This window comes from Pseudomonas sp. LFM046 (genome assembly GCF_000949385.2).
Taxonomy (GTDB): domain Bacteria; phylum Pseudomonadota; class Gammaproteobacteria; order Pseudomonadales; family Pseudomonadaceae; genus Metapseudomonas.
In genome coordinates, this window is the sequence record NZ_JYKO02000001.1 from 4,724,984 (window position 1) to 4,744,203 (window position 19,220).

Annotated in this window: 21 protein-coding genes; 8 read left to right on the forward strand and 13 right to left on the reverse strand. The window is 66.1% G+C overall.

Features of this window, described 5'->3' with window-relative positions; genetic code table 11:
* Nucleotides 1-5: 5 nt before the first annotated feature.
* Together TQ98_RS21730 and TQ98_RS21735 are read right to left on the reverse strand one after the other, a co-directional pair.
* Nucleotides 6-947 (reverse strand): iron-sulfur-binding ferredoxin reductase, encoded by a 942-nt coding sequence (locus TQ98_RS21730; RefSeq protein ID WP_044873658.1) that lies wholly within the window; start codon nt 945-947, stop codon nt 6-8.
* Complete coding sequence (locus TQ98_RS21735) at nt 940-2,067, reverse strand: GGDEF domain-containing protein (protein WP_044873657.1); 1,128 nt, start codon at nt 2,065-2,067, stop codon at nt 940-942. Before TQ98_RS21735 ends, TQ98_RS21730 begins: the two co-directional genes overlap by 8 nt.
* 358 nt (nt 2,068-2,425) lie before the next feature.
* On the opposite strand from TQ98_RS21735, the gene TQ98_RS21740 reads away from it, so the two are divergent.
* Nucleotides 2,426-3,949: a fumarate hydratase gene (locus TQ98_RS21740; protein ID WP_044873656.1), complete on the forward strand. Its 1,524-nt coding sequence runs from the start codon at nt 2,426-2,428 to the stop codon at nt 3,947-3,949.
* A gap of 171 nt (nt 3,950-4,120) precedes the next feature.
* On the opposite strand, the gene TQ98_RS21745 is transcribed toward TQ98_RS21740, so the two are convergent.
* The gene (locus TQ98_RS21745) at nt 4,121-4,999 is read right to left on the reverse strand and encodes a carbon-nitrogen hydrolase family protein (protein ID WP_044873655.1); all 879 of its coding nucleotides are present in this window, start codon (nt 4,997-4,999) and stop codon (nt 4,121-4,123) included.
* Nucleotides 4,996-5,586 (reverse strand): hypothetical protein, encoded by a 591-nt coding sequence (locus tag TQ98_RS21750; protein ID WP_044873654.1) that lies wholly within the window; start codon nt 5,584-5,586, stop codon nt 4,996-4,998. Before TQ98_RS21750 ends, TQ98_RS21745 begins: the two co-directional genes overlap by 4 nt.
* 113 nt (nt 5,587-5,699) lie before the next feature.
* Here TQ98_RS21750 and TQ98_RS21755 point away from each other — a divergent pair, with 113 nt between their 5' ends.
* Complete coding sequence (locus tag TQ98_RS21755) at nt 5,700-6,098, forward strand: nuclear transport factor 2 family protein (RefSeq protein ID WP_044873653.1); 399 nt, start codon at nt 5,700-5,702, stop codon at nt 6,096-6,098.
* Between the two features lie 113 nt (nt 6,099-6,211).
* Here TQ98_RS21755 and TQ98_RS21760 read toward each other — a convergent pair whose 3' ends face one another.
* The 7 genes from TQ98_RS21760 to TQ98_RS21790 all read right to left on the reverse strand — a co-directional run bounded on the left by TQ98_RS21760 (nt 6,212) and on the right by TQ98_RS21790 (nt 12,277).
* Nucleotides 6,212-6,793 carry a DJ-1/PfpI family protein gene (locus TQ98_RS21760; RefSeq protein WP_044873652.1) on the reverse strand — a complete coding sequence of 194 codons (582 nt, stop codon included), beginning with the start codon at nt 6,791-6,793 and terminating at the stop codon, nt 6,212-6,214.
* Nucleotides 6,794-6,904: 111 nt separating this feature from the next.
* Nucleotides 6,905-7,516 (reverse strand): DUF2846 domain-containing protein, encoded by a 612-nt coding sequence (locus TQ98_RS21765; protein ID WP_044873651.1) that lies wholly within the window; start codon nt 7,514-7,516, stop codon nt 6,905-6,907.
* Between the two features lie 102 nt (nt 7,517-7,618).
* Nucleotides 7,619-8,776 (reverse strand): phosphatidylserine/phosphatidylglycerophosphate/cardiolipin synthase family protein, encoded by a 1,158-nt coding sequence (locus TQ98_RS21770; RefSeq protein WP_044873650.1) that lies wholly within the window; start codon nt 8,774-8,776, stop codon nt 7,619-7,621.
* Nucleotides 8,773-9,354: a YceI family protein gene (locus tag TQ98_RS21775; RefSeq protein WP_044873649.1), complete on the reverse strand. Its 582-nt coding sequence runs from the start codon at nt 9,352-9,354 to the stop codon at nt 8,773-8,775. Before TQ98_RS21775 ends, TQ98_RS21770 begins: the two co-directional genes overlap by 4 nt.
* A 342-nt stretch (nt 9,355-9,696) precedes the next feature.
* On the reverse strand, nt 9,697-10,746 hold the full coding sequence (locus tag TQ98_RS21780; protein WP_044873648.1) for an alkene reductase: 1,050 nt from the start codon (nt 10,744-10,746) through the stop codon (nt 9,697-9,699).
* A 15-nt stretch (nt 10,747-10,761) separates the two neighbouring features.
* Nucleotides 10,762-11,925, reverse strand: coding sequence for an MFS transporter (locus TQ98_RS21785; RefSeq protein ID WP_044873647.1), 1,164 nt, complete (start codon nt 11,923-11,925; stop codon nt 10,762-10,764).
* A 43-nt stretch (nt 11,926-11,968) separates the two neighbouring features.
* Complete coding sequence (locus TQ98_RS21790) at nt 11,969-12,277, reverse strand: helix-turn-helix transcriptional regulator (RefSeq protein ID WP_044873646.1); 309 nt, start codon at nt 12,275-12,277, stop codon at nt 11,969-11,971.
* Nucleotides 12,278-12,398: 121 nt separating this feature from the next.
* On the opposite strand from TQ98_RS21790, the gene TQ98_RS21795 reads away from it, so the two are divergent.
* Together TQ98_RS21795 and TQ98_RS21800 are read left to right on the forward strand one after the other, a co-directional pair.
* Nucleotides 12,399-12,980, forward strand: a complete 582-nt coding sequence (locus tag TQ98_RS21795; RefSeq protein WP_044873645.1) for an ACP phosphodiesterase — start codon at nt 12,399-12,401, stop codon at nt 12,978-12,980.
* Nucleotides 12,981-13,050: 70 nt separating this feature from the next.
* Nucleotides 13,051-13,932, forward strand: coding sequence for a universal stress protein (locus tag TQ98_RS21800; protein WP_044873644.1), 882 nt, complete (start codon nt 13,051-13,053; stop codon nt 13,930-13,932).
* A gap of 20 nt (nt 13,933-13,952) precedes the next feature.
* Here TQ98_RS21800 and TQ98_RS21805 read toward each other — a convergent pair whose 3' ends face one another.
* Both TQ98_RS21805 and olsB read right to left on the reverse strand, forming a co-directional pair.
* Complete coding sequence (locus tag TQ98_RS21805; protein ID WP_044873643.1) at nt 13,953-14,723, reverse strand: lysophospholipid acyltransferase family protein; 771 nt, start codon at nt 14,721-14,723, stop codon at nt 13,953-13,955.
* An 8-nt stretch (nt 14,724-14,731) separates the two neighbouring features.
* Nucleotides 14,732-15,502 carry an L-ornithine N(alpha)-acyltransferase gene (gene olsB / locus TQ98_RS21810; protein ID WP_044873642.1) on the reverse strand — a complete coding sequence of 257 codons (771 nt, stop codon included), beginning with the start codon at nt 15,500-15,502 and terminating at the stop codon, nt 14,732-14,734.
* 134 nt (nt 15,503-15,636) lie between these two features.
* On the opposite strand from olsB, the gene TQ98_RS21815 reads away from it, so the two are divergent.
* From TQ98_RS21815 to TQ98_RS21830, 4 genes are all read left to right on the forward strand, one after another.
* Nucleotides 15,637-16,521, forward strand: a complete 885-nt coding sequence (locus tag TQ98_RS21815) for an acyl-CoA dehydrogenase family protein (protein WP_044873641.1) — start codon at nt 15,637-15,639, stop codon at nt 16,519-16,521.
* A gap of 158 nt (nt 16,522-16,679) precedes the next feature.
* Nucleotides 16,680-17,465: an MBL fold metallo-hydrolase gene (locus tag TQ98_RS21820; RefSeq protein ID WP_044873640.1), complete on the forward strand. Its 786-nt coding sequence runs from the start codon at nt 16,680-16,682 to the stop codon at nt 17,463-17,465.
* A 108-nt stretch (nt 17,466-17,573) separates the two neighbouring features.
* Nucleotides 17,574-18,686 carry a serine hydrolase gene (locus tag TQ98_RS21825; RefSeq protein ID WP_044873639.1) on the forward strand — a complete coding sequence of 371 codons (1,113 nt, stop codon included), beginning with the start codon at nt 17,574-17,576 and terminating at the stop codon, nt 18,684-18,686.
* Nucleotides 18,683-19,015, forward strand: a complete 333-nt coding sequence (locus TQ98_RS21830; RefSeq protein ID WP_044873638.1) for a hypothetical protein — start codon at nt 18,683-18,685, stop codon at nt 19,013-19,015. The genes TQ98_RS21825 and TQ98_RS21830 overlap by 4 nt, the downstream gene beginning before the upstream one ends.
* Nucleotides 19,016-19,220: the final 205 nt, after the last annotated feature.

Here is a 19,220-nt window from a genome sequence, read left to right on the forward strand (position 1 = left end):
CCCGCTCACTTCTCGCGGGTCAGGAAGGTATCGGCCAACAGCTGATTACGGGGCAGGCCGGCCAGATAAAGCCGGCGCGCGAACTCATCGACGCTGGCGGGGTGGCCGCAGAGTAAGGCGATGGTTTGCCGCGAAACAAGGCGGAATTGCGCCAAAATCTCTGGCAGCTCGGCCGGTGTGATCAGCTGGACGACCAGTCCCGAATGGCTGGAAGCCAGCTCGGCGAGGGATTTGGCCAGATAATGGCCGCTGGCGTCATGGGCCAGATGAATGATGCGGATGGGGCCCTGATGATGATGCCGCAGGGCCTCCCGCAGCAGCCCCCACAGCGGCGCGAGTCCGGTACCCGAGGCCAGGAACAGCAGCGGCCGGCCGTCCCACGAAGGATCGTAGTGGAGCGCACCGCCATGCAGTTCCCCCAGGCGCAGCTTGTCCCCCGGCACCAGGCGGCGGGCGCGGTCGCTGAACAAGCCGGGATGGCGGCAATCCAGGTGAAACTCCAGGAACTCATCGGCACCGGGCAGGCTGGCCAGGGAATACGGGCGGGCGACACCCTCGTCATTCCACAGCAGCAGGTGCTGGCCGGCGCGGTAACGCAGCGCTCGCTCGGGAGAGAGATAGAGGCGCAGTACGTCCGGTGCGGGCCAGTCGATGGCGGCCACCTCGGCCTCCATGCCGTCGCGGGCGGGATCGAAGACCTCCACCACCAGGTCCTGCACCACCAGGCACTGGCAGGACAGACGCCAGCCCTCGGCGCGCTGGACCGGGTCCAGGGCCTCGGGGTTGGCGTCTGCCGGTTCACCTTCCAGGCAACGCACCAGGCACGCGTGGCAGCTGCCGGCCCGGCAGCTGTAGGGCACTTTGCAGCCCCCGGCGTTGAGGGCGTCCAGCAGATTGCTGGCAGGCGAGACGGTCCAACGTTTTCCGGCTACTTCGAGTTCAGGCACCCTGCCCCTCCCAGGCGGCATCGCAACGGTTACGCCCGCTGCGCTTTGCCCGATAGAGTGCCTGATCCGCCCGCTGCAGCGCATCATCCAGGTCGTCCCCGGCGACCAGCAGCGTCATGCCCGCGGACAGGCTCAGCCGCTCCATCTGCACGCCCACCGGATCAGCAGCGGCGAAGGCTTCCCGCAACCGCTCGCAACAGGCGGTGAGGCGGTCCGCGTCGCAATTGGGGATCAGCAGGACGAACTCCTCGCCGCCGTAGCGCGCCAACACATCACCGTCGCGCAGGCAGGCCAGTGCCACTGCCGCAAAGGTCTGCAGCACCCGGTCGCCGGCGGCGTGGCCATGGAGGTCGTTGATGCGCTTGAAATGGTCGAGGTCGATCAGCGCCAGGCCGTGCTGGCGGTGGGCGACAAGGTTCTCCAGCTCGCGACCGGCCAGGCGCAGGAAATGGCGGCGGTTGAACAGCCCGGTCAGCTCGTCGGTGGCCACCAGGTCTTCCAGCTGGCGCATCATCCCGCGCAAGGTGTCCTGGTGCGCCTGGAGGGCGAAGCGGCGCTGGCGCATGCGCTGCCGCAGGGCCTGGAGGTAACTGGCGAACAGGCTCATCCACACCATCAGCACGAAAAGCACGCAGACCTGCACCAGCGCCAGTGCGGGGTCCGCCAGCTGCATATGGTAGGCCTCGATCAGGTTGAGGCCGGCGAAGGCGAAGAAACCAATGGCAGCGCAGCGGACGAAAACCCGCGGCTTCAACTGAAACACACCGAACAGCATGATGAGCACGTAGACCGCCAGCAAGGTGCCCCGCGCGCTGTCGACCATGGTCATCAGCCAGGTGTGCCAACCCAGGGCAAGGAGCACCTGGAGCTCGGTGAGGCTGGGGTCGCTGAACCTGAGGTTGTGCCCGCTGGTGAAGATCCACAACAGCACGAGCTGGGAAAGGACGACGACGCCGGTGCCCACCAGGGCGGTGCGCGAATCGACCCGGAAAAGCCCTCCGAGCAGAGCGATCCAGCACAGCAGCAGGATCATCGCGTAGGTGGCCACGGCCATACCGAAGCGCTTCAGCAGCAGACTTTGCAGGGCTCTATGGCTGACGCGCTGGCTGGTTGGGCTCATGGGCTCCTTCCCGTAATGGCACCGTGCAATCAATTTACGCTTGTGATCACAGATTGCCTAGGTTCTCTACGAAAAGTCGACGAGCGAAGATCAGGCAAGGCGGAATCGACCGAAGCCGCGGAGTTCAGGCGTTGAAAATGAACGCGTTGAGGTCGGTCTCTACGCAGCATTACCGGATGCCGGGAGTTTTCGTGGAGAGCCGGGTGCTCCGGCGGCGTCCGACAACCGACCGAGGTCGACTACTGGCGACTGTGCCCGACTGGCCCCACGCGCTATACTGCCGCGCCTTTTCAGCCTGCAAGCGCGCCGGGTCGTGGTCCGGCGCTTCCCCGATGTTCCCTCCAAGAGGAGCGCCTACATGACCGTGATCAAGCAAGATGATCTGATCCAGAGTGTCGCCGACGCCCTGCAATTCATCTCCTATTACCACCCCGTCGACTTCATCCAGGCCATGCACGAGGCCTACCTGCGTGAAGAGTCGCCCGCCGCGCGCGACTCCATGGCGCAGATCCTGATCAACTCCCGCATGTGCGCCACCGGCCACCGCCCGATCTGCCAGGACACCGGTATCGTCACCGTGTTCGTCCGCGTCGGCATGGATGTTCGCTGGGACGGCGCCACCATGAGCGTGGACGACATGATCAACGAAGGCGTACGTCGCGCCTACAACCTGCCGGAAAACGTCCTGCGCGCCTCCATCCTGGCCGACCCGGCCGGCGCCCGTAAGAACACCAAGGACAACACCCCGGCGGTCATCCACTACTCCATCGTTCCCGGCAACACCGTGGAAGTGGACGTCGCGGCCAAGGGCGGCGGCTCCGAGAACAAGTCGAAGATGGCCATGCTCAACCCGTCCGACTCCATCGTCGACTGGGTGCTGAAGACCGTTCCGACCATGGGCGCCGGCTGGTGCCCGCCGGGCATGCTTGGCATCGGCATCGGCGGTACCGCCGAGAAGGCCGCTGTGATGGCGAAGGAAGTCCTGATGGACGAGATCGACATCCACGAGCTGAAGGCCCGCGGTCCGCAGAACAAGATCGAGGAAATGCGCCTCGAGCTGTTCGAGAAGGTCAACCAGCTGGGCATCGGCGCCCAGGGCCTGGGCGGCCTGACCACCGTGCTCGACGTGAAGATCATGGACTACCCGACCCACGCCGCGTCCCTGCCGGTGTGCATGATCCCCAACTGCGCCGCCACCCGTCACGCCCACTTCGTGCTCGACGGTTCCGGCCCGGCCGAACTGGAAGCTCCGCCGCTGGACGCCTACCCGGAAATCGTCTGGGAAGCCGGCCCCTCAGCGCGCCGCGTCGACCTGGACAAGATCACCCCGGAAGAAGTGCAGAGCTGGAAGCCGGGCGAAACCCTGCTGCTCAACGGCAAGATGCTCACCGGCCGCGACGCTGCGCACAAGCGCATGGTCGACATGCTGAACAAGGGCGAAGAGCTGCCGGTGGACCTGAAAGGCCGCTTCATCTATTACGTCGGCCCGGTTGATCCGGTGCGTGACGAAGTGGTTGGCCCGGCTGGCCCCACCACCGCCACCCGTATGGACAAGTTCACCCGCCAGATCCTGGAAAGCACCGGCCTGCTGGGCATGATCGGCAAGTCCGAGCGTGGCCCCATCGCCATCGAAGCGATCAAGGACAACAAGGCCGTCTACCTGATGGCCGTCGGCGGCGCCGCCTACCTGGTGGCCCAGGCGATCAAGAAGTCCAAGGTCCTGGCCTTTGCCGAACTCGGTATGGAAGCCATCTACGAGTTCGACGTGAAGGACATGCCGGTCACCGTCGCCGTCGACACCAACGGCGAGTCGGTACACATCACCGGCCCGGCGATCTGGCAACAGAAGATCGCCGAAAACCTGGCGGTGGAAGTGAAGTAAGCCTTCATCGCTGCATGAAAAAGCCCGGCCAAGTGCCGGGCTTTTTCGTTTCCGCAATCGTTGGATGGGGCAGGCGGCGGTCCGCGAGTGGAGCGATACCCATTGAGCCCGCCGGGAACATCGTTGATGGGTATCGCAGGCTCCACCCATCCTACGAATCACCGCGCCGACCTACAGTAGCGTCGCCTGCTCGAACTGCTCCGGCCAGTCGCGCCGGGTGAATACCTGCCCCTCATTACGCACCCGACGCACTTCGTCCAGGTCCAGGTCGCAGATCAGCCACTGGCTGGAATCCGGGCAGAGTTCGGGGCTTTGCGCGATCACGCCATTGCTGGGCATGCCGTAATCCGGTGGGACGTAGAGCCCGGCACGGCCGATGTTCTCGTCCAGCGCAGGGGACCAGGGGGCGAGGCCCACGGTGGGTGACTGCAACACGGCGATCTGGTTTTCCAGCGCGCGGGCCTGTGCGCCGATGCGCACCCGGTGGTAGCCCGCCTCGGTATCGGTGCAACTGGGCGCGAGGATCAGGTCGACGCCCCCTTCGGCCAGCGTGTGGGCCAGCAGCGGAAATTCGTTGTCGTAGCAGATCAGGATGCCCAGCCGTCCCAGGGTCGTATCGAACACCCGGAGCCCCTGCCCCGCCTCAATCCCCCACTGCTCGCGCTCAAAGCGGGTCATGATCAGCTTGTCCTGATACCCCAACTCACCGCCTGGGCCGAACAGCCAGGCACGGTTGCGATACCGCCCATCGGCGTCGCGCACCGGCAGGCTGCCCGGCTGCAAGTAGACGCCGAGCTTCGCCGCAATGCCGGCACAGAGCGCTCGCCAGTCCTGCAGCAGTGGCTGGATGCCGGCGATGGAGGCCTGCAGGTCGCCCCGCTCGGCCGGCGGCAGCTGGCCGGCCAGCACCAGGCCGGCGTATTCCGGCAGCACCAGCAGCTTCGCGCCCTGCCCCGCCGCTTCGGCGCAGAGGCCCTCAAGATGGCGGGCGTAGGCGCCCCAGCTTTCATGGAGCTCGATGGCGTACTGACAGGCAGCGATCCTGATCATGGGTTGAGTTCCTTGAGCCAGAAGGACATGGGCTTGGCCGACTCGGTGTCTTCGTCCAGGTCACGCCAGTGGTATTCGGTGCGCAGCTCCGGATGATGGCGGTAGCCGCGCCTTGCCCAGAACGCATTGAGCGGTTGATAACCAATTGGCCGGCGTGGGTGGTCGTCTGGCCGCTCCACCGCACAGAAGGCGCAATGATCGAAGCGTCCCAGGCGCCGGGCATAGGCCTCGCGCTCGGCGAAGAACAGCACACCGAGGCCGGCGCCACGGTATTCGGCCTGCAGCACCGACTCACCGAAATAGAAAATTCGCTCAGGGTCCCAGCCACGCTCACGGAAGGGCCGCTGGAATTCCTCGGTTTCATCCGCCATGGGCAGGCCGGTGGAGGCGCCCACCACCCGCTCGCCGTCCAGGGCCAGCACGAACAGGCTTTCCGGGGATTCGGCATAGGTCGTCAGGTAGCGCGCTTCGTACTCCAGCGTACCGTCGTAGAGGTAGGGAAATTCGCGAAACACCGTCAGGCGCAGGCGCGCGAGGTCATCGATATGCGGCGCGATCGCGGCGCCCTGAAGCAGGCGGATGTGCATGGGAGCGGTCGTTCTGGCGATGTGGATGACGCCCCTGGCTAAGCCGGGTCTGGGCCAAGAACCTATCATGCCCGGCACTGACCGAATGACCCCATTGCGACAGGAATCCAACCATGACCGCTATCGAACTGGTGCAAGCCTATTACGACGCCTTCAACGCCGGGGACATGCCGACCTTCCTCGGCCTGCTGAGCGAAGACGTGGTGCACGACATCAACCAGGGGGAACGCCAGCAAGGCAAGGCCGCCTTCGCCGCCTTCATGGACAAGATGAACCGCTGCTACAAGGAGCGCCTGTCCGACATCGTCGTCATGCAGAGCGCCGACGGCAGCCGCGCCGCCGCCGAGTTCGTGGTGCATGGCCAGTACCTGGCCGACGACGAGGGCCTGCCGCCCGCCCGGGGCCAGACCTACGTGCTGCCGGCTGGCGCCTTCTTCCACATCCACTGCGGCAAGATCGCCCGCGTGACCAACTACTACAACCTCAACGACTGGGTCGAACAGGTCGTTTAAGCCGCTCAGCCCTGCGCCCGCGCCGTAGGGTGGATCACGTTCCATCGCTCCACCATCGGAGTCCGGCAAGACCTCGACGGTGGAAACAAAGAGCGGTTTCCACCCTACGCGCTCTACAGCTCGATCTTCGTCCCCAGCACCTTGAGGAAGGCCGCCAGCCACGCCGGATGAGCCGGCCAGGCCGGGGCGGTGACCAGGTTGCCCTGCACATGGGCGGCATCGACCGGAATATCCACGTACCGGCCACCCGCCAACCGCACTTCCGGGCCGCACGCCGGGTAGGCGCTGCATTCGCGGCCTTCCAGCACACCGGCAGCGGCCAGCAACTGGGCGCCGTGGCAGACGGCGGCGATGGGCTTTCCGGCCTGGTCGAAGGCCTTCACCAGCTCCAGCACCCCGGCATTCAACCGCAAGTACTCGGGCGCCCGACCGCCCGGAATCAACAGCGCGTCATAGTCCTCGGCCTTCACCCTGGCGAAATCGAAATTAAGGGCGAAGTTGTGGCCCGGTTTTTCGCTGTAGGTCTGGTCGCCTTCGAAGTCATGGATGGCGGTGCGCACGGTCTGCCCGGCGGTCTTGTCCGGGCACACGGCATGCACCGAGTGCCCCACCATCAGCAGGGCCTGGAAAGGCACCATGGTTTCGTAGTCTTCGGCGTAGTCGCCAACCAGCATCAGAATCTTCTTCGCGGCCATGTCGCACCCTCCTCCTGGAATGAACGTTCTGGGATTCAAAGGTTAGACAATTATCCCCAGCCCCTTCGGTCCGGAGTAATGGGCCCCGACTACAGGGGCTGACGGCGCGACTCAGATACCGATCTTGTCCAGGGCCCGGCCGACGCCACGCCAGAAGCCCGCCTGAGGCCGCACCCGCTCGCCGCTGGCGGCGATGCGCTCGCGGGGCTGAACCTGGCGGGTGGCAATGATTTCCTGGCTGCCCAGCGATGCCTCCACTAACTGCAATGGACCGCTGCCGGCGCTGGGCTGCTCGCTGTTCTTCGGTGGCGGGTCCAGTTCGTCGTAGCGCAGGTAGTAGGTACGCCCGGCGCTGGCATCCAGGGCGAAGGAGGTGATGAGGGTGAAATCCAGCGGGCCGTCGGCGAACAGGGTCCAGTAGCTGCCGAACAGTGGCCGGCGCATCTCCAGCCGGTAACTGGCGGCATCGAATTCCAGCGCCAGGTAGCCATTGCTGGGCAGGCTGCCGATCAGTTCGTTGTTGAGGAACAGCCCCGGCGCTTCCAGTTCCTGGTCGGCCCATTCGCTCTGGGGGCGGTAGAGGTAGACCAGCGCATGTTCGCCATCGCTCGGTGCGGACGCCTGAAACGCCGGCCCGTCAGTGGCGCCAAAGAAGGCGCCGGGGGTAGAGCAGCCACCCAGCACAGCGGCCAGCAGCAGGATCGGCAAGTAGCAGCGGCCCATGCAGGCACTCCCTCTTGATGTTGTGGCGCAAGCCTAGCCGGGCGCCGGGCCGGGCACACCTGACGAAAGTGCGGCCTCGCTGAGGTACTGCGCCTTGCCGGTTCAGCGACGGCGATCGAGGAGGTTCACCACCAATCGGTCCAGCCAGCCCCAGAGCCGCTGACGCAGGCGCTTGAGCAACGGTCGGGCGTGCCAGTCGTCCATGGTGATCTCGCGGCTATCGGCGAAGTCCTGGCGCATGCAGGCGTCCACGGCCTCTGTGAAGTGGGGATCCACGGCCTCCAGGTTGGCTTCCAGATTGAAGCGCAGGTTCCAGTGGTCGAAGTTGCAGGAACCCACGCTGACCCAGTCATCCGCCAGCACCATTTTCAGGTGCAGGAAACGCTGCTGGTACTCGAAGATCCGCACCCCGGCGCGCAGCAGGCGTGGGTAGTAGCGCTGTCCGGCGAAGCGCACGGGCGGGTGGTCGGTGTGCCGGCTGGTCAACAGTAGACGCACTTCGACACCACGCCGGGCTGCCTTGATCAGAGCGCGGCGAACCTTCCAGCTGGGCAGGAAATAGGGCGTCGCCAGCCAGATGCGGTTGCGCGCCGTGCGGACGCTGCGCACCAGGGACTGGACGATGTCGCGGTGCTGACTGGCATCGGCGTAGGCCAGCCTGCCGAGCCCCACGCCCACCGCCGGATAAGGCGGGAGATGCGCGAGTCCCGGCGCCTCCCCCGGCTTCCAGGGATGGCGGCCGAGGCTGGCCAGCCACTGATAGTCGAAGATCAGTTGCCAGTGCGCCACCAGCGGCCCTTCGATGGCCACCATCACCTCGTGCCAGCGGCTGTTTTCCCGGGTCGGGTCCCAGAATTCGTCGGTGGCACCGGTGCCGCCGATGAACGCCTGGCGGTCGTCCACCACCAGAATCTTGCGATGGTCGCGGTACAGGTTGCGAAAGCCGTGGCGCCAGCGCAGCGGGTTGTAGAACTGCAGCAGCACCCCGGCCCCGGTCAGCCGCTGGCGCTGCGCCGTGCCCAGCTTCAGGCACCCGAAGTCGTCGAACAGGCAACGCACTCGCACACCGCGCACGGCGGCCACGCAGAGGGCGTCCACCAGCGCTTGGCTGCACTGGCCGTCTTCCACCAGGTAGAGCTCCAGCGCGACCTGATACTCGGCCCGGGCGATGGCGGTGAGCATGGTCGGAAAGAACTGCGGTCCGTCGATCAACAGCTCGAAGCGGTTGCCGGATTTCCAGGGGAAGATCTGCCCCATCAGCGCTCCGTGAAGATCAGTACGGCGCCCACCGGCACCGACAGGCTGATGCCCGGCAGGCCGGCGACCCTGCGCAGCCCATCCAGCGCTCCGGTCAGGCCGAAGTCCTCCACCTGCAATACCAGGGGTGCCAGGGTCACCACCTGGAAGCGGTGGTCATCCAGGCGGGTGGCCAGGAGTTCGGCGCGGTATGGCTGCGACTTGTCGCGAATCTTCACCGTCAGCGGAAGGCCCAGCTCCAGCTGGGCACCGGGGGCAAGGTCGGTGATGGGGCGCAGGTCGAGCTGCGCGGTGATATCGGCTTCGGGGTATTTGGCGATCTCGAAGAACTGCTCCCGCAGGCGCTGGTCCCGCAGGGGCACACCGGTGCTCACCGACTCCAGGTCGACACGCAGTCGCGCCTTGCCGTCCTTGCCGATCGTGCCGTGCAGGGTGAGGAAACGATGCACCTCGGAAACGCTGCCGGACTTGGTGGAAATGAAGGAGATGCGCGACGACTCGTTGTCCAGGTACCAGCTCGCCTGTACCGGCAAAGCCAGGGCGCCGAGCAGGGCAATGAGGGGGCGTATCGATGTGTGCATGCAGGATTCCTTTGGCATGTCGCTGACGGCGGAAAGACTCGAGCCGGGGTCCATTGGTCACTCGGAACCCGTCCGGGTTCCGCCGCGGGCCGGCAAAAAATCTGGCCGGTTAAGCGGGCAATGGGTGCAAAGCTACCAGAGGAGAAGGATTTTTGGGCGCCGCAACGCCTGTAGGGGCCAATTCATTCGCCAGGCAGGCCGAAGGTCTGCGCCGTTTCAGAAATATCCAGGGCCGCTACACGGTCCCTCGCGAATGAATTCGCTCCTACAGGTGCCGCGATTTCCCCACGAACGAAAAAGCCCCGGGCCGTGCGGCGCGGGGCTTTTCCAAGGACAGCGATATTACAGGCGGGGGTAATCGATATAGCCCACCGGCCCCTTGGCATAGAACAGCTCCGGGCGCGGTTCGTTCAGCGGCGCGTCCAGGCGCAGGCGCTCGGGCAGATCAGGGTTGGCGATGAAGGGAACGCCGAAGGCCACGGCGTCCGCCTTGCCGCTTTCCAGCCAGGCACTGGCACTCGCCTTGGTGAAACGCTCGTTGGCGATGAACACACCCCCGAAGGCTTCCTTCAGCTCGGGCGTCAGGCTGTCGTCACCTTCCTTCTCGCGAGCGCAGAGGAAGGCCACGCCTCGCTTGCCCAGTTCGCGGGCCACGTAGCCGAAGGTGGCCGCCAGGTCGGAATCGCCCATGTCATGCAGGTCGGCGCGCGGCGACAGGTGAACGCCTACGCGGCCAGCGCCCCACACCTTGATCGCCGCATCGGTGACTTCCAGCAGCAGGCGGGCGCGATTCTCGATGGAGCCGCCGTACTGGTCGGTGCGCTTGTTGGTGCCGTCCTGGAGGAACTGGTCCAGCAGGTAGCCGTTGGCGGCATGGATCTCCACCCCGTCGAAACCGGCGGCCTGGGCGTTTTCGGCGCCCACGCGGTATGCCTCGACGATGTCGGCGATCTCCTCGGTCTCCAGGGCTCGCGGCACCGGGAAGTCACGCATCGGGCGCAGCAGGCTCACGTGGCCCTTGGCCGCGATGGCGCTGGGGGCCACCGGGGCTTCACCGTCCAGATAGCTCGGGTCGGAAATACGGCCCACGTGCCACAGCTGCAGAACGATCTTGCCGCCGTTGGCATGCACGGCCTTGGTGATATTGCTCCAACCTTTCACCTGCTCGTCGGACCAGATGCCGGGGGTATCCGGGTAGCCGACGCCCAGCGGCGTGACGGAGGTAGCTTCACTGATGATCAGCCCGGCGGACGCGCGCTGGGTGTAGTACTCGGCCATCAGAGCGTTGGGCACGCGGCCCTCGTCGGCGCGGCAACGGGTCAGGGGAGCCATGATGATGCGGTTGGCGAGTTCCAGGTCGCCGATCTTGATCGGGTCGAAGAGCGTGGGCATGTCGTTTACCTCGGGTCAGTCGAGAGCCGCTTGCAGCTCGGGATTACGGTTGCTGAAGGTGAGAAGGGTCGCGACCAGGGCGAGGATCGCCAGCACGGCTGCGGCCAGGGGAACAGTGGTGAGGCCGAAGCCGTGGTCGATGACCAGGCCGCCGACCCAGGCGCCGAGGGCGTTGCCCATGTTGAAGGCGCCGATATTCAGGGTTGAAACCAGGTTCGGTGCGGCGCTGCCGAAATTCACCACGTTGACCTGCAGGGCCGGCACCGCGGCGAAGGCAGCCGTGGCCCAGAGGAACAGGGTGATCTCGGTGGGGATCAGAGTGGCGCTGGTCCAGGTCAGGACACTGGAGGCCACGGCCAGGGCAACGAACACGCCCATCAGGGTCTGCGCCAGCTTCCAGTCCGCCAGGCGGCCACCAATCACGTTGCCCAGGGTCAGGCCCAGGCCGATCAGCAGCAGGCTCCAGGTCACGCCACGGGGCGAGACGCCGGTCACCTCGCCCAGCAGCGGAGCGACGTAAGTGAAGATGCAGAACACCGCAGCGGAGAACAGCACGGTGGTGGACAGCGCCAGCCAGAGCCCGGCACCGCGCAGGGCGGCGAATTCGGCGCGGATATCGGTGGCTTCTTCGTCATCCTGACGAGGCAGCACGCGCCACAGGCCGATGAGCGCAGCGACGCCGATCAGGGTCACAGCCCAGAAGGTGGAGCGCCAGCCGGCGGCCTGGCCAAGGGCGGTGCCCAGGGGCACACCGAGCACGTTGGCCAGGGTCAGGCCGGTGAACATCAGGGCCACGGCAGACGCCTTGCGGTTGGCCGGCACCAGGCTGGCGGCCACTACCGAACCGATACCGAAGAAAGCGCCGTGGCAGAGGGCGGTGACCACCCGCGCCAGCATCAGCAGGCCGTAGTTGGCGGCGATGGCGCAGAGCAGGTTGCCGAGAATGAACACCCCCATCAGCACCAGCAGGGCGCCCTTGCGCGGCAGCTTGGCGGTGGCCATGGCCATGAAGGGGGCGCCAACGGCCACACCCAGGGCGTAACCGGTGACCAGCCAGCCCGCGCCGGGGATGGAGACGCCGAGGTCAGCGGCCACATCGGGCAGCAGGCCCATGATGACGAATTCCGTGGTGCCTATGGCAAACGCGGACATGGCGAGGACGAGAAGCGCAGTCGGCATGAGCCTGCTCCTTGAAGAGTTCGGGTTGTGGCAGGTGCTGCAGTTACAGCTCGTCGCTCATCTGGCGAAGAAATTCAGCGATAACGGCTTCATTGCGCTTGAAGAAGTTCCATTGGCCCACCTTGCGGCTGGTCACCAGCCCGGCGCGCTGCAAGGTCGCCAGGTGCGCCGAGACGGTGGACTGGGACAGCCCGCAGCGCTGGTCGAACTTGCCGGCGCAGACGCCGATTTCGAAGGGGTGGTCCTGCTCGACGAAATACTTCTCCGGGTCCTTGAGCCACTGCAGCATCTCCCGCCGCACCGGGTGGGCGAGCGCCTTGATGATTTCGTCGAGGTCGATGGGTGTGCTCATGGTCGGATTCGCATATCGATGTGGAACGAACTTTATATCGAGAAAGGACGATATGGGATCGTTTGCACCGATAGTCATCATCGACCGTCATGATGGGACGCCCTTGGGTTAAGCTCGGCCCATGAACTACCTCGCCCACCTCCACCTCGGCGGCTCGCAACCCGCGCAACTGCTCGGCAGCCTCTATGGCGACTTCGTCAAAGGACCGCTGGACGGGCGCTGGCCGGCTGACATCGAAGCCGCCATTCGCCTGCACCGGCGCATCGACGCCTTCACTGACAGCCATCCTCTGATCGCCCTTGCCAAACAGCGATTCCCCGCCGAGCGTCGACGCTTCGCCGGCATTCTGCTGGACGTCTTCTTCGACCACTGCCTGGCCCGCGACTGGGGGCAATACGCAGCCGAGCCGCTGGACGCCTTCACCCGCCACGTCTACCAGGTGCTCGGGGCCGAACCGCAGCTTCCCGGCCGCCTTGCCTTGATCGCTCCGCGCATGGCCGCCCAGGACTGGCTCGGCAGCTACCGCGAATTCGAGACCCTGGAGCTGGTCATCGCCGGCATGGCCCGGCGCATCTCCCGGCCCGAGGCGCTGGCCGGTGCCATGGCCGAGCTGGAAAGTCTCTACCAGCCCCTCTCTGACGACTTCCGCCTCTTCTATCCCCAGCTCCAGCAATTCGCAGGCAACCCGCCAATCATCGTTTGACCTGCATCAAAGGCGGCACCCGGCTCCTGCTGTGCAATGGAAACAGAACCCTTTCCATGGAGGTGCCCTGATGAACGCGATAATGCTGGCGACCGACCTGTCCAACCGTTCCGACCGCGCGCTGCGTCGCGCCGCCCGGCTGGTCCGGCAATTCGACTGTCCCTGGATCGTTCTTCACGTAGTGGATGAGGACCAGCCGCAACTGCGGGTGGAACTGGAAGTCGAGCAGGTGCGCCGCTACCTCCAGGAGCAGATGGGCTTCTTCACCGAACTGGCCGGCCGACAGCCGGAAATCTGGGTGGAAGTGGGCGATCCGGCCAGGCACATCGCCGACTGTACCCGCTGGGGCGACGTGGACCTGCTGATCGTGGGCAGCCATCGCAAGAATCCCCTGCGGGACATCTTCGTCGGCACCACCCTGGAACGCCTGGTGCGCACCATCCATATGCCGGTGCTGTTGGTGAACAGGGCGGCTGAAGATGACTACCGGGCGCCCTTGCTGGCCCTGGACTGCTCCCTCGCCTCCGCCCAGGCCGTGCGCACGGCTCATGAGCTGGGCCTGCTGCCGAAGACAGGCGCCATGGCGCTGCATGCGTTCGACCCGCTGGGCGGCGCCATGCTGCTGGCGGCAAGCGCCGGGGGCGGGTCGATGACGGGCGACTATGCCGCCGCCGAACGCCGCCGGGCCACGGCAGCGCTGGACGAATTCCTGCAGCAGGAGGAGCTGGCTCCCCTGGTCGACCAGCGTCTGATCGAGGAAGGCCAACCCACTACCGCCCTGCGGCGGGTGCTGGAGCGTGAACCCATCGACCTGCTGGTGATGGGCACACGCGGCCTCACGGGGATGAAGCGGGTCCTGATCGGTAGCGTGGCGGATGCCGCCATGCGCGAACTGGACTGCGACATCCTAACGGTGCCGCCGATTCGCTGGCCACAGAAGGGCGAAGTGTGATGCGGAGCGCTGGGGCCCGTTCAGGCTGCCAGCGCTTCGTCTTCCTCGCCGAAGAGTGCCGCGTGTACGGCGCTCTTCGCTTGTTGGCTCAGCACGGTGCGGCTCAGGCCGTGGCTGGCGATGGGCTCCAGCAAGTGAATTTCCACCTCGGCCAGGTCGCTGCGCAGCAGACGGACCAGATGCGAGAGCAGGTCATCTTCGCCGATGAAGGGCGCAATCTCGTCCCGCTGGCCGTCTCGCAGGTAGCGGATGGCCACAGGCTGCACCGGTACTTCGGTTTCCACCGCGCTGGTGAGCAGGCGGCTGTGGAAGGTCTTCAGCAGGCTGCCGTCGGTGGTGGTGCCTTCCGGGAAGATCAGCAGGTGACGGCCATCGCCCAGATGACGGGCGAGCTGCTGGCCCACCAGACCGCTATCCCCCGAACCCCGACGGATGAACAGCGTGCCGGCCTTGTGAGCCAGCCAGCCGGCCACCGGCCAGGCACGCACCTCGGACTTGGACAGGAAGGACAGCGGCGCCACGGCGCCCAGCAGCGGGATATCGGTCCAGGACACATGGTTGCTGACCCACAGCATCGGCCGCTCGGGCACACGCCCGGTCAGGCTGACGCGGAATGGCAGTGCAGCGGCCAGACGCGCGAGGAACCAGCGGGTCAGGCGCTGACGGGTCGCCATCAGCTCACCCCGTCCCATGCGCTCCAGCAGACCGACCCACACGGCGAGCAGCAGGCCGAGGCTGATCACCGCCAGCAGGCGGGCAACACGAAAGTAGAAGCGTGTGGACTTCGCCATGCGCTGCCTCAGACCGCAGCCTTGAAGTGGCGGGCGTAACGCGGGCAGAGTTCGTCGCGCTTGAGCAGGATGAACACGTCGGCCACCTGGAAATCCGGGTCCCAGCAGGGCTCACCGCAAATCTTCGCGCCCAGGCGCATGTAGGCCTTGAGCAGCGGCGGCATCTCGGCGATCACGTTGCCCGGAACTTCCATGGCAGGCAGCGGGTTCTTCGGTTCGGCGCGCAGGTGCTCGGTGCACAGGTAACGCTCACGCAGGCGCTGCATGATGGCCTGGGCCTGGACGCCACCGTCCTGCATGGGGATGCTGGCGCAGCCCATCAGGTAGCGGTAGCCGCCCTGGTTCAACACTTCGGCCAGCTCGCCCCAGAGCACGGCGATGGTGGCGCCATTGCGGTAGGCGGGATCGACGCAGGTGCGGCCGATTTCCAGCACCGGGCCCTGCAGGTCGCCGAGGCCGTGGAGGCTGAATTCCTCTTCGCTGTAGAAGCGGCCCAGGTCACGAGCGGCCTGGTGGTCCAGCAGGCGAGTGGTGGCTACCAGTTCGCCGCTGTCCAGATCACGCACACCGATGTGCTGGCAGTGCGGATCGTAGTCATCCATATCGAGGCCGAACTCGGCGCCTTGCAGCTTGGCATCGAACTCGGCGCTGAATACGCGAAAACGCAAAGCCTGCGCTTCACGCAGGGCAGCAATGCCTTCCAGGCGCTCGGCCTGCAGGCGGCGAGGGCTTTTCCCGTTGGGTGCGACACTGTCGCGGGTCATGGCGATCTGGGTCATGTAAGCCTCCGTAGGCCGGCTAGATCCCGGTTGCAGCCGGACGATCTTGTTGTGCAAGCTCAGGCTAGGTAGACCCGGTGTCACCACCATGACCATCCCATGATGCTTGTATGACAGCCCCTTAGGAGCCCCAGATGCCCTGGCAACGCGTGTTCGAAGCCTCCACTCACCTGCCTTCCAGCCAATCACTGGATGACTGGTACGGGGCCCTGCTGAACCGTCTGGGGGACGTCACGCCCTTCGAGCTCGCGGTGCTCGGCGGCAAGCTGTCCCCCACGCCGGGGCTGGCCTTCCTCGCCGGCTACCAGGGCGCCCTGCGCCTGCTTTGGCCCTCGGCGCCGCTGAGCCTCGGAGCGCTGTGCGTCACCGAAAACCGCAGTGTGCGGCCGGCGGACATGCAGACCCGGCTCACCGGCCTGAGCCTCAGTGGACGCAAGGATTTCGTCACCGCCGGCAATGCCGCCGACTGGCTGCTGGTGGCCGCCCGTGAGGAGCCTGAAGGACAGTCGCCGCGCCTGGCCCTGACCGTGGTGCGCAATGGCGACCCGGGCGTGCGCGTCGAAAACCTCAAGCCGCTGCCGCTGATGCCCGACGTTCCCCACGCCCGCCTGCATCTGGAAGGCGCCCATTGCGAGCGCCTGGCCGGCGATGGCTGGGATGCCTATGTGAAACCCTTCCGCAGCATCGAGGACCTTCATGTCCTCGCCGCCCTGGGCGCCTGGCTCTACGGCGTGGGTCGTGACTGCGCCTGGCCACAGGCCCTGCAACTGCGCCTGCTGGGCCTGCTCACCGGTGCCGCCGAAGTCTCCCGGCAGTGCGCCACGGCGCCGGCCATGCACCTGCTGCTGGCAGCGCTCTTCGCCGAGTTCAAGGCCCTCAAACCGGAACTGGACGCGGCCTTCGCCGCCGGTCCGGCGCAATGGGCCGGTCTCTGGCAGCGCGACCAGGGCGTGCTGGAAATCGCCGGCGGCCCCCGCGCCAAGCGACTGGAAAAGGCCCGGGCCGCCTTCGGCCTGTGAAGCCGGCCGGTGAGGCACCCGGTTTAGTGCAAGGCCTGTGATGGGTATCGCAGGCTCGCGCAATCTTACGGCGACATCCTGCGAGTCTTGATCCAGGTCAGTCCTCGTCCTTCAGAAAACCCTTACAACGTCGCGCCGCTTTTCTTCTCGAGGTTCCCATGCGTCGCGATCCCATCGTGCTGTTCGACAACGGCACCCACCAATGCCTGATGTTCGACGACCTGGTGAGCGGCGACGGCGTCCAGTCCAACCAGTTCCTCATCACCGACAACGAGCAGTACCTGCTGCTGGACCCGGGCGGCGACCTCACCTACACGCCGCTGTCCCTGGAACTGTCCAAGCACATTCCGGTGCAGGACCTGACCTACATCTTCGCCTCCCACCAGGACCCGGACATCATCGCCTCCCTGGACAAATGGCTGCTGCACACCCGCGCCAAGGTGATCTGCTCCAAGCTCTGGGCACGCTTCCTGCCGCACCTGACCGCCAACTACCTGGCCATCAGCCACGGCATCTCCACCTACGACCGCATCATCGCCCTGCCCGACCGTGGCGACTCCATCACCCTCGGCCGCTGCAAACTGAAAGCGGTGCCGGCGCACTTCCTCCATTCGGTGGGCAACTTCCAGATCTACGACCCGGTGAGCCGCATCCTCTTCTCCGGCGACATGGGCGCCTCCCTGGTGGAAGACGCCACGCCTGTGCGCGACTTCGTCAACCACGTGCCGAACATGGAAGGCTTCCACCGCCGCTACATGGCCAGCAACAAGATCTGCCGCCTGTGGGCCAACATGGTTCGGGGCATGGACGTGGAAATGATCGTGCCGCAGCATGGCCGCCCCTTCGTCGGCAAGGAAATGATCAGCGCCTTCCTCTACTGGATCGAGAACCTGGAATGCGGCATCGACCTGCTCGGCGCGGACGACTACCGGCTGCCTCGCTGAACTGACCTATCGCGCCGAATCACCCCACCAGGCGGCGCGTTCGGCGCTTTTTACCGTCACAAAGGCCGTGCTAGGTTGCGCCCTTCGATAACCAGAAGAGGCCTTCCGATGCCCACCCCCCTGCTCCGCCCGCTGGGCCTGGCGCTATGCCTCGCCGCCGGCCTGGCCCGCGCAGAAACCTGGCCCGCCGCTGACTGGCAGCAGGGCACCGCCCCCAGCGGCGGCGCCGTCCAGGCCTTCGAGTCCTACGCCTTTCCCCAGCGCGACGATGCCAGCCGCACGGGTGTTCGCAGCGACGCAGTGGTGGTGATCCGCGATGGCGAGCTCATCTACGAACGTTACGCCGGCCCCACCCGCGCCGAGACGCCGCACCTCACCTGGTCGGTGAGCAAGAGCCTGCTGGCCACCGTCCTCGGCGTTGCCTACGGCGAAGGCCGCTTCAAGCTGGACGAGCCGGTGGCGCGCTACTACCCGGCCTTCGCGGGTCATCCCAATGTCCACCTGGACCACCTGATGCACTGGGCATCGGGCCTCGCCTGGCAGGAAGACTACGAATACGCGCCGCTGAAATCCTCGGTGGTGGCCATGCTCTACACCCGTGGCCGTGGCGACATGGCCGCCTTCGCCGCCGAACACCCGCTGGATGCCGTGCCCGGCAAGCGCTTCCGCTACTCCAGCGGCGACAGCAACGTGCTCTCCGCCGCCCTGCGCGGCATGGTGGGCGAAGAGGCCTACGGGAATTACCCCTGGAGCGCCTTGTTCGAGCCCCTGGGTATTCACTCGGCGGTCTGGGAAACCGACGCCGCCGGCACCTATGTCGGCTCCTCCTACAGCTACCTCACCGCCCGCGACCTGGCCCGCGTCGGCCTGCTGATGCAGCGGGGCGGCCGCTGGGGCGAGCGCCATCTGGTCCCGTCGGATTGGGTGGCGTTCAACCGCAAGCCCTTCGCCGACTACCAACCCGACCCGGCCAAGCCGGGTGACGCCGTACCCGGTGGCCACTGGTGGCTGAACACCCAGCTGCAAGGCGCCGCCAGACCCTGGCCGGACGCCCCGGAAGATGCCTTTGCCGCGCTCGGCCACTGGGGCCAGGCCCTTTATGTACTGCCCAGCCAGAAACTGGTCATCGTGCGCTACGCCGATGACCGCGACGGCAGCTACCACCACAACGACTTCCTCAAACTGGCCCTGGCCGCCTTCGCCCCGGAGGTAAAGCCATGATCGCCCGCCGCCCCGTGCTCTCCCTGCTGGTGCTGGCCCTGGTGCTGCTGGCCGCCACCGCCTGGACGAACCGCGCACACCTCGCCGCCTTCCCCAGCATCATCAGCGCCTACACCGCCAAGGAGTACTGCTCCTGCCGCTACGTGATGGGCAATGCGGCTGACTACTGCCAGGGCTATGTGAAGCAGTACGTGCCCACCAGCGGTTTTCTCGACGATGCCGAGCACAAGCGCGTAACCGCCAGCGGCCTCGGCCGCACCAGCACCGCCGTATGGGTGAGCCCGCACCAGGGTTGCAGGTTGATGCCGGAGGCGGATTCGCTGCACTGAAGGCTGAAGAGACTGCGTTCGGGCGGGTGTCCGGCGAAGCGTTTTCGTTCAGCCTCCAGCCCCTTGCCGTTCTTTTTGTTGGGTTTCGTTCCTCTACCCAACCTACGGGGCGCCGCGCCGGGCTTTTTCGTTCGGCCGTCAGCCTCCAGCGCTCTTGCCGGCGCCCTCGGGTTCCACCCTGCGGAACCACCTTCGATTGTCCTCC